This window comes from Escherichia sp. WS1451 (assembly GCF_046487365.1).
Taxonomy (GTDB): Bacteria; Pseudomonadota; Gammaproteobacteria; order Enterobacterales; family Enterobacteriaceae; genus Escherichia; species Escherichia coli.
This window is the reverse complement of record NZ_JBJQJP010000006.1, coordinates 196,145-209,845: the sequence shown is the minus strand read 5'-3', so window position 1 is coordinate 209,845 and position 13,701 is coordinate 196,145. Positions and strand designations below refer to the sequence as shown.

10 protein-coding genes are annotated in these 13,701 nt (G+C 47.1%); 6 read left to right on the top strand and 4 right to left on the bottom strand.

The genetic code is table 11. From position 1 onward, the window contains the following. Nucleotides 1–442 precede the first annotated feature (442 nt). Nucleotides 443–4,696, top strand: a complete 4,254-nt coding sequence (gene fdeC / locus ACJHX7_RS10765) for an inverse autotransporter adhesin FdeC (RefSeq protein ID WP_094029758.1) — start codon at nt 443–445, stop codon at nt 4,694–4,696. 120 nt (nt 4,697–4,816) lie between these two features. On the opposite strand, the gene ACJHX7_RS10760 is transcribed toward fdeC, so the two are convergent. Next, entirely contained in the window at nt 4,817–5,674 is an 858-nt protein-coding gene (locus ACJHX7_RS10760; RefSeq protein WP_000620999.1) for a helix-turn-helix domain-containing protein, read from the bottom strand. A gap of 247 nt (nt 5,675–5,921) precedes the next feature. Here ACJHX7_RS10760 and ACJHX7_RS10755 point away from each other — a divergent pair, with 247 nt between their 5' ends. Then, nucleotides 5,922–6,791, top strand: coding sequence for an aldo/keto reductase (locus tag ACJHX7_RS10755; protein ID WP_122992236.1), 870 nt, complete (start codon nt 5,922–5,924; stop codon nt 6,789–6,791). Nucleotides 6,792–6,950: 159 nt separating this feature from the next. Here ACJHX7_RS10755 and rclC read toward each other — a convergent pair whose 3' ends face one another. The 3 genes from rclC to rclA form a co-directional block, all read right to left on the bottom strand. Continuing rightward, nucleotides 6,951–7,544, bottom strand: coding sequence for a reactive chlorine species resistance protein RclC (rclC, locus tag ACJHX7_RS10750; protein ID WP_001298546.1), 594 nt, complete (start codon nt 7,542–7,544; stop codon nt 6,951–6,953). Nucleotides 7,545–7,555: 11 nt separating this feature from the next. Next, on the bottom strand, nt 7,556–7,792 hold the full coding sequence (rclB, locus tag ACJHX7_RS10745; RefSeq protein WP_000474088.1) for a reactive chlorine resistance periplasmic protein RclB: 237 nt from the start codon (nt 7,790–7,792) through the stop codon (nt 7,556–7,558). A 108-nt stretch (nt 7,793–7,900) separates the two neighbouring features. Then, on the bottom strand, nt 7,901–9,226 hold the full coding sequence (gene rclA, locus ACJHX7_RS10740) for a reactive chlorine resistance oxidoreductase RclA (protein ID WP_001046301.1): 1,326 nt from the start codon (nt 9,224–9,226) through the stop codon (nt 7,901–7,903). Nucleotides 9,227–9,452: 226 nt separating this feature from the next. On the opposite strand from rclA, the gene rclR reads away from it, so the two are divergent. The 4 genes from rclR (at nt 9,453) to ACJHX7_RS10720 (ending at nt 13,680) form a co-directional block, all read left to right on the top strand. Continuing rightward, nucleotides 9,453–10,307, top strand: coding sequence for a reactive chlorine-specific transcriptional regulator RclR (rclR, locus tag ACJHX7_RS10735; protein ID WP_000339604.1), 855 nt, complete (start codon nt 9,453–9,455; stop codon nt 10,305–10,307). Nucleotides 10,308–10,834: 527 nt separating this feature from the next. After that, nucleotides 10,835–11,554, top strand: coding sequence for a (Fe-S)-binding protein (locus ACJHX7_RS10730; protein ID WP_001102126.1), 720 nt, complete (start codon nt 10,835–10,837; stop codon nt 11,552–11,554). A 10-nt stretch (nt 11,555–11,564) separates the two neighbouring features. Further along, the gene (locus ACJHX7_RS10725) at nt 11,565–12,992 is read left to right on the top strand and encodes a LutB/LldF family L-lactate oxidation iron-sulfur protein (protein ID WP_000023900.1); all 1,428 of its coding nucleotides are present in this window, start codon (nt 11,565–11,567) and stop codon (nt 12,990–12,992) included. Then, nucleotides 12,985–13,680, top strand: coding sequence for a lactate utilization protein C (locus ACJHX7_RS10720; RefSeq protein ID WP_094029756.1), 696 nt, complete (start codon nt 12,985–12,987; stop codon nt 13,678–13,680). The genes ACJHX7_RS10725 and ACJHX7_RS10720 overlap by 8 nt, the downstream gene beginning before the upstream one ends. The last annotated feature ends 21 nt before the right edge of the window (nt 13,681–13,701 follow it).

Sequence of the window (13,701 nt, the reverse complement as noted above, 5' to 3'; positions counted from 1 at the left end):
CGTGCAAGTTCGATATCCCTGCAATTCACAGTCTGATGAAGGAAAATGAATATCCATAAAAAATATATCGGTTTATCCTGGCGTATATACCTACTTCGACGTATTTCCAATAGTTGCTAATTAAAGGCAGGTCATTATTATTCACTCTGAATAATGAATTATTCACTGTCCGCAGAGTAAGAAATATAACTTAGGTATCTATTTAATGACTTGCACAAAAAGCTAAATTTTCACCCATAAATAAAAATATAATCCCGCGCCCAACCACCTGATGAGTGGCTACAGGCACTGGATATATTAGGTGGCGGTGTACTTTCTTACATAAAGGTATTTCCTTTTCTGCGGAAAAGGAAACCGGGAAATCCCCGGTTTTTCTGACAAGCAGACGCCATTATTTGTGTCTGCCTATGTTCGTTAATTCGTTCATCAGGAAATTATCTCAATGTCACGTTATAAAATAGGTCATAAACAACCACAATTTCGTTATTCAGTTCTGGCCCGCTGCGTGGCGTGGGCAAATATCTCTGTTCAGGTTCTTTTTCCACTCGCTGTCACCTTTACCCCAGTAATGGCGGCACGTGCGCAGCATGCGGTTCAGCCACGGTTGAGCATGGGAAATACTACGGTAACTTCTGATAATAACGTGGAGAAAAATGTCGCGTCGTTTGCCGCAAATGCCGGGACATTTTTAAGCAGTCAGCCAGATAGCGATGCGACACGTAATTTTATTACCGGAATGGCCACCGCTAAAGCTAACCAGGAAATACAGGAGTGGCTCGGGAAATATGGTACAGCGCGCGTCAAACTGAATGTCGATAAAGATTTCTCGCTGAAGGATTCTTCGCTGGAAATGCTTTATCCGATTTATGATACGCCGACAAATATGTTGTTCACTCAGGGGGCAATACATCGTACAGATGATCGTACTCAGTCAAATATTGGTTTTGGCTGGCGTCATTTTTCAGGAAATGACTGGATGGCGGGGGTGAATACTTTTATCGATCATGATTTATCCCGTAGTCATACCCGCATTGGTGTTGGTGCGGAATACTGGCGCGATTATTTGAAACTGAGCGCCAATGGTTATATTCGGGCTTCTGGCTGGAAAAAATCGCCGGATATTGAGGATTATCAGGAACGCCCGGCGAATGGTTGGGATATCCGCGCAGAGGGCTATTTACCTGCCTGGCCGCAGCTTGGCGCAAGCCTGATGTATGAACAGTATTATGGCGATGAAGTCGGGCTGTTTGGTAAAGATAAACGCCAGAAAGACCCGCATGCTATTTCTGCCGAGGTAACCTATACACCAGTGCCTCTTCTGACACTGAGCGCCGGGCATAAGCAGGGCAAGAGCGGTGAGAATGACACTCGCTTTGGCCTGGAAGTTAACTACCGAATTGGCGAACCTTTGGCGAAACAACTCGATACGGATAGCATTCGCGAGCGTCGAATGCTGGCAGGCAGCCGCTATGACCTGGTTGAGCGTAATAACAACATCGTTCTTGAGTATCGCAAATCTGAAGTGATCCGTATTGCTCTGCCTGACCGTATTGCAGGTAAGGGCGGGCAGACGGTTTCCCTGGGACTTGTGGTGAGTAAAGCAACTCACGGTCTGAAAAATGTTCAATGGGAAGCGCCGTCTTTGCTGGCCGCAGGCGGAAAAATTACGGGGCAGGGCAATCAGTGGCAAGTGACGCTCCCGGCTTACCAGGCAGGCAAAGACAATTATTATGCGATTTCTGCGGTTGCCTACGATAACAAAGGCAATGCCTCAAAACACGTGCAGACAGAGGTGGTCATTACCGGAGCAGGTATGAGTGCCGAGCGCACGGCGTTAACGCTTGACGGTCAGAGCCGTATTCAAATGCTTGCTAACGGTAGTGAGCAAAAGCCACTGGTGCTTTCTCTGCGCGACGCCGAGGGGCAGCCAGTCACGGGCATGAAAGATCAGATCAAGACTGAGCTGACGTTCAAACCGGCTGGAAATATTGTGACTCGTACCCTGAAGGCCACTAAATCACAGGCAAAGCCAACACTGGGTGAGTTCACCGAAACTGAAGCAGGGGTGTATCAGTCTGTCTTTACTACCGGAACGCAGTCAGGAGAGGCAACGATTACTGTTAGCGTTGATGACATGAGCAAAACTGTCACTGCAGAACTGCGGGCCACGATGATGGATGTGGCAAACTCCACCCTGAGCGCTAACGAGCCGTCAGGTGACGTGGTTGCTGATGGTCAGCAATCCCACACGCTGACGCTTACTGCGGTGGATACTGATGGTAACCCGGTGACGGGAGAAGCCAGCCGCCTGCGACTTGTTCCGCAAGACACTAATGGTGTAACCGTTGGTGCCATTTCGGAAATAAAACCAGGGGTTTACAGCGCCACGGTTTCTTCGACCCGTGCCGGAAACGTTGTTGTGCGTGCCTTCAGCGAGCAGTATCAGCTGGGCACATTACAACAAACGCTGAAGTTTGTTGCCGGGCCGCTTGATGCAGCACATTCGTCCATCACACTGAATCCTGATAAACCGGTGGTTGGCGGTACAGTTACGGCAATCTGGACGGCAAAAGATGCTAATGACAACCCTGTAACCAGCCTCACGCCGGAAGCGCCGTCATTATCGGGCGCAGCTGCTGCTGGTTCTACGGCATCAGGCTGGACGGATAATGGCGACGGGACCTGGACTGCGCAGATTACTCTCGGCTCTACGGCGGGTGAATTAGAAGTTATGCCGAAGCTAAATGGACAGGATGCGGCAGCAAACGCGGCAAAAGTAACCGTGGTGGCTGATGCATTATCTTCAAACCAGTCGAAAGTCTCTGTCGCAGAAGATCACGTAAAAGCCGGTGAAAGCACAACCGTAACGCTTATTGCAAAAGATGCACATGGCAACGCTATCAGTGGTCTTTCCCTGTCGGCAAGCCTGACGGGTGCTGCGTCTGAAGGGGCGACTGTTTCCAGTTGGACCGAAAAAGGTGATGGTTCCTATGTCGCTACGCTGACAACAGGTGGAAAGACGGGTGAGCTTCTCGTCATGCCGCTATTCAACGGCCAGCCAGTAGCCACCGAAGCCGCGCAGCTGACTGTTATTGCCGGAGAGATGTCATCAGCGAACTCTACGCTTGTTGCGGACAATAAGGCTCCGACCGTCAAAGCGACGACGGAACTTACCTTCACCGCGAAGGATGCGTATGGGAACCCTGTTAGTGGCCTGAAGCTCGATGCACCAGTGTTTAGCGGTGCCGCCAGCACGGGATCAGAGCGACCTTCAGCAGGAAGCTGGACAGAGCAAAGTAATGGGGTCTACGTGGCGACCTTAACGCTGGGATCGGCTGCAGGCCAGCTATCAGTCATGCCGCGCGTGAACGGCCAAAATGCCGTTGCTCAACCACTGGTGCTGAATGTTGCAGGTGACGCTTCCCGGGCAGTGATCAGTGATATGGCGGTGAAGGTGAATAACCAACTGGCAAATGGACAGTCTGCTAACCAGGTAACCCTGACCGTCGTGGACAGCTATGGTAACCCGTTGCAGGGGCAAGAAGTTACGCTGACTTTACCGCAGGGTGTGACCAGCAAGACGGGGAATACAGTAACAACCAATGCGGCAGGTAAAGCGGATATTGAGTTGATATCAACCGTTGCAGGGGAACTTGAAATCGCGGCCGCGGTGAAAAACTCTCAGAAGACGGTCACGGTGAAATTCAACGCGGATGCCAGCACCGGTCAGGCAAACCTGCAGGTAGACGCCGCTGCTCAAAAAGTGGCAAACGGCAAAGATGCCTTTACGCTGACGGCGAACGTTGAGGATAAAAATGGTAACCCTGTTCCAGGGAGCCTGGTGACCTTTAATCTGCCCCGGGGTGTCAAGCCGCTTACAGGCGATAATGTCTGGGTGAAAGCCAACGATGAGGGGAAAGCAGAGTTGCAGGTGGTTTCAGTGACTGCCGGAACGTATGAGATCACGGCATCGGCAGGGAATAGCCAGCCTTCGAATACGCAGACTATAACGTTTGTAGCCGATAAGACTACCGCAACCGTCTCCGGTATTGAGGTGATTGGCAACTATGCGCTGGCGGATGGCAAAGCCAAACAGACGTATAAAGTTACGGTGACTGATGCCAATAACAACCTGTTGAAAGATAGCGAGGTGACGCTGACCGCCAGCCCGGCTTCGTTAAACCTGGAACCGAATGGCACTGCGACAACGAATGAGCAAGGGCAGGCTATTTTCACCGCCACCACTACTGTTGCGGCGACATATACACTCACGGCGCAAGTGAGTCAGAACAACGGTCAGGTATCAACGAAAACCGCCGAATCTAAATTCGTCGCGGATGATAAAAACGCGGTGCTCGCTGCATCATCTGATGTGACTTCTCTGGTGGCGGATGGGGTACAGACCGCAACAATGACGGTTACCCTGTTCTCGGCAAATAACCCTGTTGGGGGGAATGTGTGGGTCGACATTGAGGCTCCGGAAGGAGTGACGGAGAAGGATTATCAATTCCTGCCGTCGAAAAATGACCATTTCGTGAGCGGAAAAATCACGCGTACATTTAGTACCAGCAAGCCTGGTGTCTATACGTTCACATTTAACGCCCTGACCTATGGCGGGTACGAAATGAAGCCAGTGACGGTGACCATAACCGCGGTGGATGCCGATACGGCAAAGGGCGAGGAGGCGATGAAATAATATTAAGAGTATGAAAGTAACATTCTAATAAACAATAATGGCGTTGACATCTTCAACGCCATTATTTATTGAATTGCCTGACAGTAGTCTCGTTATAAATTCATTTAGATATAGCGATAACTAAACCGGACGAACAGGGATAAATATTTCGCAAACAACATCATTGCTATCCTTTTCTACGAAATCTTCATTGTAATAAAATCGCTCAATATCACTGCCGTTCACTCTGGCTAACCCCCTGGCAGGTAATTCCATCAGATAGAGGTTTCGCGCCCATTCAGGGTAGTGCTCCCACTCACCTTCATAGCGGAAAGAGGCATACAGTCCTCGGTTAATTATCCACTCTTTTGGCATCTCTGAATCGGTTTGTTTACATACCGTACCGGCAAAAGTTTCAACTGTGAGCAAATCGACTGATTTTGTTGACGGTTCGAACGTGGAGACGAAATAGATATCCGTCTTAAAATTCTTCATACATCTGGCTAAATGATGACGTCGCAGTTTGACTTCTTCATCCGGTGATTTATTCGACACTTCAATATCATATTTAAATGAATTGCCAAAAATAGGTGTCTCAGGAAAGTTGACTAATCTACACTCCGTCTTTTGCTGTTGACGTATTAAAAAAGAAGGGAAGATATTTGCGAGATCCCAATAATCACGGTGGCGGTATTCACGGGGAGAGCAGCCGAATAACTTTTTAAATTCGCGGCTGAATGATTGCTGTGAATCAAAATGCAAAGAGAGTGCAATATCAAGCATAGATTTCGCGGAGAGCCGGACAAGAATGGCGGCACGACAAAGCCTTCGTTTGCGAATGTATTCTCCCAAAGGCACATGCATGAAATTTCGGAACAGAAGCTGGATGTTGCGTCTGCTGTAGCCAGATTTCTGTGCGATATCTTCGATTGAAATAGGGTGCTCAAGATTACACTCAATCCACTCCAGGAGCTGCTGTAGAATCTTCTGCCTGATCATCACATACTCCGTTAATTCTTTGTCATATCGCACATTTTCGTTATGTCCTGGGCCCTAAGTGTATCAAAAACAGCAAGTCCCAAGGCAAAAGCACTGATAGCGTCTGCTTCATTGCCCCAAAAATAGAGAGGTTTCAGTCCTACATTATTAATGAATTTTTTGCATAAGTGATATCAAAATCCACATACTAATTTGAGGTTACGTTTTAACGTAGACTCATTGTTCATACCTAATGGAGGGACTGACAGTGGAATTTTCCGTATTAAGTAACAATCTGAAAATGCCGATGATGGGATTTGGTGTTTTTCAGGTTACCGATAAAGACGTGTGCAAACAGTCAGTGTTGAATGCTATCCGCACGGGTTATCGACTCATCGACACAGCAGCGGTATACGGTAATGAAGATGCCGTCGGTGAAGCCGTTCGTGAGGCCATATCTGAAGGTTTATGTACCCGAGAAGAGTTATTTATAACGTCTAAATTGTGGGTGCAGGATATGTTGAATCAGGATATTGCAGCAGCAGGTATTGAAGCATCATTAAAAAAATCGGGGCTAGAATACTTCGATCTCTATTTATTGCACCAGGCCATGCGCGATTATTTCAGTGCGTGGCGTGCACTCGAAGATGCCTATGAAGAGGGCAAATTAAAAGCGATTGGGGTTTCCAATTTCTACCCTCATGTTCTGGCGAACTTTTGTGAAACGGTAAGAGTTAAACCGATGGTCAACCAGGTCGAGTTGCATCCCTATTTTGCCCAACCAGACGCGCTGGCAACCATGAAGTATTATAACGTGCAGCCTGAAGCATGGGCTCCGTTAGGTGGTGGACGACATAAACCCTTTGAAAATAATCTGCTTCAGAGTATTGCAGATGCCCATCAAAAATCGATTTCTCAGGTCATTCTGCGTTGGAATATTCAACGGGGAGTGGTCGTTATTCCGAAATCAACACATCAACAGCGTATCGAAGAAAATTTTGCTATCTGGGATTTCTCACTGACAGAGAAAGAAATGGCGCAGATTAGTTCGCTAGATTTGGGTTATGTTGGCGAATCGGTAAAACATTTTAATCCTGAGTTTGTTCGTGGTTGTCTTGCTGTAAAAATACATGATTGATATTAATCACTTATTTTATCTGAGACGACAAAAATTTTTTAACAGGGGAGTGATATTGATCTTCACTCTGTCATATCTCCGGTAATATGGCGTCAGGCTTCATCATCAGAAAGGGAGCCTGACGCCCGAAAAAGTGAACAACAGACAGTGTTCGGATTATCAATATTCAGTTTTTAACGTTGAACTGGATTCATTACTGCGTTGTTTAAGAATATCCCGCGCCGAATCTGCCATTATCATGACAGCACCTGCCAGCATCAGAGTATCTTTCAATACCAGACGACCAGCACCGGATAAATAAGGGAAACCATGATGAGCGTCACCCAATGCGGGTACCCATGCCTCCGGGGTGGTGATTAAAAATGAGAGTGTTACCAGCGGCGTGGTAAATGCCATCAGCCCACCCAATAAACCTAACCAGCGATTGACAGGATTAGCCAAAACCAGCAGAGCAATAATCACCTCCACGACGCCAAGACCGTTGGAAAAACCATAGGTATTATTAGCCGTTTGCCATGCTCTTGCTTCTGGTTTGTATTCGCCTTCGTGAGTCAGATGCTGTTTATAGTCTTCCGGGTGTTCATAAAAGAACGACATTAGTGGACTGTTTGCGACGAATGGTGTAATGCTGTCTGCCTCGTAAGGGACAAACTTTAATAACCCAATCCACATAAAAACAATCGCAATACTCAGACGAATCAATGTCAGGCCAATTTTATCTCCCCGACTTAACAGGTGCAGGTATCTTTCCATTGTAAACATCCTTATTTATACAATACTGCTGTTGCGGTTGAATTATTATCAATTCGCATCGATGTAACTTTCCAGGATGAAGCATTATATTTTCTGGCCATATCAGCAATGGCATTCTCAAGAACTGTCGGTGATGCTGATACTGATGAGACGCTGATATGTTTCAGAATTATTTTATCATCTGCATTGGTGGAAAATGCCATAACGCCAGATAATAGTGTTGCAAATAAAACAGATTTTTTAAACATATAAAATACCATCAATGAAGTGATTAAGAAGTTATAAAGTAACAGGGAATTAATAAAATTCTTTTCTCTGAGACGCCAGAATATTTGTTCTGGCGTCTGATTTTGAGTTTATTTGACTAATGAAAATAGATCATTGAGTGATTCGCTCATCGACGGATGAGTAAATATCTGATCGCGTAATATGCTATAAGGCAGCCCGGCATCCATCACCATTTTCACTATATTGATCATCTCGTGGGAGTCAACACACAGCAGTGATGCCCCTAATATACGTTGGGTTTTATTATCAACAATCGCTTTTAATACCCCACGAGTATCATTCATCACTCTGGCACGCGGAATTACAGCTACAGGCAATGTCACCACCTGAATATCAGCACCACTCTCTCTGGCCTGTTCTTCTGTCATACCAACCCTGGACAGTGGCGGTGTTATAAATACGGAATAAGGCACATTTTTCCGATCATCAGTACTACGTTTGCCTTCACCCAGTAACTCATCACGTACAATGCGGTAATCATCTAGTGATATGTAAGTAAATTGCAGCCCGCCGGTAACATCTCCCATCGCCCAAATATTGTCTGCGGTGGTATGTAATCGCTTGTCAACGACAATTGCCCCGCGCTCGTTTACTGCGATACCGGCATTTTCTGGATGTAAAGAAGCGGTAGCCGGTTGACGACCGGAAGCTATTAACAGTGCATCCACCGCCAGTTGGGCGTGCTCGCTATGCACTTGCACTTGATTTTCATGGTGACTGATTCGCTCCACATGGGCATTGAGGATAATATCGACGCCCTGATCGCGTAAAATCGTCGCGATGTTATCAGCAATATCCCGATCTTCCCGAGGCAAAAACAGCGAAGCTGCTTCTAAAATGGTTACCTTGCTGCCAAAATTAGCGAACATAGAGGCGAACTCAACGCCAATATATCCGCCGCCCAAAATACCTAAATGTGCAGGCAATTCTTTTAGATTAAGTAATCCGGTGCTGTCATATACACCAGGCGTGGTGGTAATTCCAGGAATTGGCGGAACCACGGTTTGTGCACCGGTATTAATAAAAATTTTCTCGCCATGAATCTCCAGATTTCCCTCAGGCCGATGAACACGCAGGCTATGATTATTGATAAACTCCGCCTGGCCGTCGATCACGTCGATATTGGGCATATCCGCAAGATTATGAAAATTCTTATTACGTAAAAAATTAACCACTTCATTTTTACGCTGTATGGCACGGACAAAATCTGTGTGCTGCTGTGCGTCATGAACCAATGTTTTGGTTGGGATACAGCCGATATTAATACAGGTCCCGCCATACATTGCATTTGATTGTTCGATGAGAGCCACACGCCAACCTGCTTTTGCCAGCGTGACGGCTAATGTTTTTCCAGCCTTGCCAAAACCAATAATAACTGCCTGATATTTATTCATGATGATTTCCTGTCGAAACGCGTTCATTTGACATCATGACTATAGACGCAAAAGAGCAAATAACATTTCTTCACAACGCTTGATATTTTGTCTTATCGTCTGGTATTTTCTTTTTCTTAATCAGAATCACAAAACAAAAATCATGATTAACTATTTGATGGTATTAGATTAATTATTGACTAAGATTGTTGGTGTTTGTAATCAAAAAACCACTCAGGAGTCTGATATGGATGCTCTTAGCCGTTTGTTGATGCTTAACGCTCCACAAGGAACGATCGATAAGAATTGCGTGTTAGGAAGTGACTGGCAACTTCCACATGGTGCCGGGGAATTGTCGGTTATTCGTTGGCATGCGTTAACGCAAGGAGCGGCGAAGCTGGAAATGCCGACGGGAGAGATTTTTACATTACGCCCGGGAAATGTGGTCCTGCTACCACAAAATTCAGCTCATCGCCTGAGTCATGTCGATAATGAATCGACCTGTATTGTCTGTGGCACTCTTCGGCTGCAACATTCGGCGCGTTATTTTTTAACGTCTTTGCCGGAAACGCTGTTTGTAGCACCAGTGAACCATAGCGTGGAATATAACTGGCTGAGGGAGGCGATCCCGTTTTTACAACAGGAATCCAGATCGGCAATGCCGGGAGTGGATGCTCTGTGTAGCCAGATCTGCGCTACATTCTTTACCCTCGCGGTGCGTGAGTGGATTGCACAGGTTAATACAGAGAAAAACATTCTCAGTTTGCTTCTGCATCCACGTCTTGGTGCGGTAATACAGCAAATGCTGGAAATGCCAGGACACGCCTGGACCGTCGAATCGCTGGCCAGCATCGCCCACATGTCCCGGGCAAGTTTTGCCCAGCTTTTCCGTGATGTTTCCGGAACCACGCCGCTGGCTGTATTAACAAAGTTGCGTCTACAAATAGCGGCCCAGATGTTTTCCCGGGAAATGCTCCCTGTTGTGGTGATCGCTGAGTCAGTAGGCTATGCCAGTGAATCATCTTTTCACAAGGCGTTTGTCCGCGAGTTTGGTTGTACTCCGGGAGAATATCGGGAAAGGGTGAGACAGCTTTCACCCTGAATAAAACCGCCAGAAATCAGGGCAAAGATAATCCGCATTCCGGGAGTTGTGAGCCTTTCAACTATTTCTATTTCCAACGGTGGTTTTGGGTTTTATATATTTTTTTTGATGGACTCTAGCTCAGTTTTTAAATAAAAATGCAAACTAAATTGCTTCAATTAAATAAAATCCCGACTATTACTTGATACGTGATTATTGTCGGTGATTTTTTTTGTGCACCATCAGTGTATATCTCAATAACCCCTGAATAAGTAGCTCTGAATAGGTATAAGGGGTGTAGCCTTTTTAAATGGATTTCTTATGCCAAAAATGATCGTCGATTTCCCTATAAAATGTGAGCGATGCCGAAAGAAATAAAATTAGTTATTGCATTTGAAGTTTAGATGAAAGATTATCATTTGTCATACAAATGAGGGGTGGTATGTTGCTAGCCAATTAAAAAAGAACGCCATATTTATTGATGATTGATCCCCCGGAAGGGGGGAACCATCGGGCATAAATGGGCATGAAGTAATGGAGTATTAGTTGTGAATGTCAATTTCTTTGTCACCTGTATTGGTGACGCACTGAAATCAAGAATGGCACGAGACTCCGTGCTGCTACTGGAAAAACTCGGCTGTCGCGTAAATTTCCCGGAGAAACAGGGATGCTGCGGTCAGCCTGCGATCAATAGTGGTTATATCAAAGAAGCGATTCCAGGGATGAAAAATCTGATCGCCGCACTGGAGGATAACGACGATCCCATTATTTCACCGGCTGGCTCTTGCACCTATGCCGTAAAAAGTTACCCGACGTATCTGGCGGATGAACCTGAATGGGCATCACGTGCCGAAAAGGTTGCCGCGCGTATGCAGGATCTCACCTCTTTTATTGTTAATACATTAGGGGTAGTCGATGTAGGTGCCAGTTTGCAAGGGAGAGCGGTGTATCACCCATCTTGTAGCCTGGCCCGTAAGCTGGGGGTGAAGGACGAACCACTTACGCTGCTGAAAAATGTGCGTGGACTGGAGCTGTTGACCTTTGCTGAACAGGATACCTGCTGCGGATTTGGCGGCACGTTCTCGGTCAAAATGGCCGAAATATCCGGCGAGATGGTGAAAGAAAAGGTTGTGCACCTGATGGAAGTCCGCCCTGAGTATTTAATTGGTGCTGACGTGAGTTGCCTGCTGAACATCAGTGGACGATTACAACGGGAAGGGCAGAAAGTCAAAGTGATGCATATTGCTGAAGTGTTGATGAGCCGCTGAGGATATAAAGATGTCGATCAAAACCAGTAATACAGATTTTAAGACACGCATCCGTCAGCAAATTGAAGATCCGATCATGCGCAAAGCGGTGGCAAACGCGCAGCAGCGTATCGGGGCAAATCGGCAAAAAATGGTCGATGAATTGGGGCACTGGGAGGAGTGGCGCGATCGGGCCGCCCAGATACGTGATCATGTTCTGAGTAATCTCGACGCTTATCTGTACCAGCTCTCAGAAAAAGTGACGCAAAACGGCGGTCACGTCTGTTTTGCAAAAACCAAAGAAGACGCTACCCGCTACATTTTACAGGTTGCCCAACGCAAAAATGCCCGGAAGGTGGTGAAATCTAAATCGATGGTGACCGAAGAGATTGGTGTCAATCATGTGTTGCAGGATGCTGGCATTCAGGTGATTGAAACCGATCTGGGTGAATACATTCTCCAGCTGGATCAAGATCCGCCCTCTCATGTTGTGGTCCCGGCAATTCATAAAGATCGCCATCAGATCCGTCGAGTGCTACACGAACGTCTGGGCTATGAGGGGCCGGAAACGCCTGAAGCGATGACCTTATTCATTCGGCAAAAAATCCGCGAAGATTTCCTCAGTGCTGAAATAGGTATTACCGGCTGTAATTTCGCGGTGGCAGAGACCGGTTCGGTATGCCTGGTGACCAATGAAGGTAATGCGCGAATGTGTACCACGCTGCCTAAAACGCATATTGCAGTGATGGGAATGGAGCGTATTGCCCCCACGTTTGCCGAGGTAGATGTATTGATCACCATGCTGGCGCGCAGTGCCGTTGGTGCACGTTTGACGGGATACAACACCTGGCTGACAGGACCGCGCGAAGCGGGGCACGTTGATGGTCCTGAAGAGTTTCATCTGGTTATTGTCGATAACGGGCGTTCTGAGGTGCTGGCCTCTGAATTTCGGGATGTGCTGCGCTGTATTCGCTGCGGGGCTTGTATGAATACTTGTCCGGCATATCGCCATATTGGCGGTCATGGATATGGCTCTATTTATCCAGGGCCAATTGGTGCGGTGATTTCTCCGCTACTTGGCGGCTATAAAGATTTTAAAGATTTACCCTACGCCTGCTCTTTATGCACTGCTTGTGACAACGTGTGTCCGGTGCGTATTCCGCTGTCAAAACTGATTTTGCGTCATCGTCGGGTGATGGCTGAAAAAGGGATCACCGCAAAAGCAGAGCAACGGGCGATAAAAATGTTCGCTTATGCCAATAGTCATCCAGGATTGTGGAAAGTTGGGATGATGGCTGGTGCTCATGCGGCAAGCTGGTTTATCAATGGCGGCAAAACACCACTCAAATTTGGCGCGATTAGCGACTGGATGGAAGCACGCGATCTTCCTGAAGCTGACGGAGAGAGTTTCCGTAGTTGGTTTAAGAAACATCAGGCGCAGGAGAAAAAGAATGGATAATCGGAGCGAATTTTTGAATAACGTTGCTCAGGCACTGGGTCGCCCGCTGCGACTTGAACCGCAAGCAGAAGATGCGCCGCTTAACAACTATGCTAACGAGCGGCTTACCGAACTTAACCAACAGCAGCGCTGTGACGCGTTTATCCAGTTTGCCAGCGATGTTATGTTGACGCGCTGTGAACTGACCAGCGAGGCGAAGGCGGCAGAAGCTGCAATACGTCTGTGTAAAGAGCTGGGAGATCAGTCGATCGTGATTAGCGGTGACACGAGGCTGGAGGAATTGGGGATTAGCGAATGTTTGCAGCAGGAATGCAATGCCGTTGTTTGGGATCCGGCGAAAGGTATTGAGAACATATCACAAGCAGAGCAGGCTAAAGTTGGCGTAGTGTATGCTGAATATGGTTTAACCGAATCGGGAGGCGTGGTTCTTTTTTCCGCCGCCGGGCGCGGGCGTTCATTGAGCCTGCTCCCGGAATCTTCTCTTTTTATCCTGCGTAAAAGCACTATCCTGCCGCGTGTAGCGCAACTCGCAGAAAAATTGCATCAGAAAGCGCAGGCCGGTGAACGAATGCCGTCATGTATTAACATCATTAGCGGCCCCAGTTCAACGGCGGACATTGAGCTTATCAAAGTCGTCGGGGTTCATGGTCCGGTGAAAGCGGTGTATCTGATTATTGAGGATTGCTGAGAGAGATATGAAGTCTGGACA

Excerpts from the sequence above, each read along its gene's own strand:
- fdeC (WP_094029758.1), top strand. The coding sequence starts at position 443 with ATGTCACGTTATAAAATAGGTCATAAACAACCACAATTTCGTTATTCA.
- ACJHX7_RS10760 (WP_000620999.1), bottom strand. The coding sequence starts at position 5,674 with ATGATCAGGCAGAAGATTCTACAGCAGCTCCTGGAGTGGATTGAGTGT.
- rclC (WP_001298546.1), bottom strand. The coding sequence starts at position 7,544 with ATGGAAAGATACCTGCACCTGTTAAGTCGGGGAGATAAAATTGGCCTG.
- rclB (WP_000474088.1), bottom strand. The coding sequence starts at position 7,792 with ATGTTTAAAAAATCTGTTTTATTTGCAACACTATTATCTGGCGTTATG.
- rclA (WP_001046301.1), bottom strand. The coding sequence starts at position 9,226 with ATGAATAAATATCAGGCAGTTATTATTGGTTTTGGCAAGGCTGGAAAA.
- rclR (WP_000339604.1), top strand. The coding sequence starts at position 9,453 with ATGGATGCTCTTAGCCGTTTGTTGATGCTTAACGCTCCACAAGGAACG.
- ACJHX7_RS10725 (WP_000023900.1), top strand. The coding sequence starts at position 11,565 with ATGTCGATCAAAACCAGTAATACAGATTTTAAGACACGCATCCGTCAG.
- ACJHX7_RS10720 (WP_094029756.1), top strand. The coding sequence starts at position 12,985 with ATGGATAATCGGAGCGAATTTTTGAATAACGTTGCTCAGGCACTGGGT.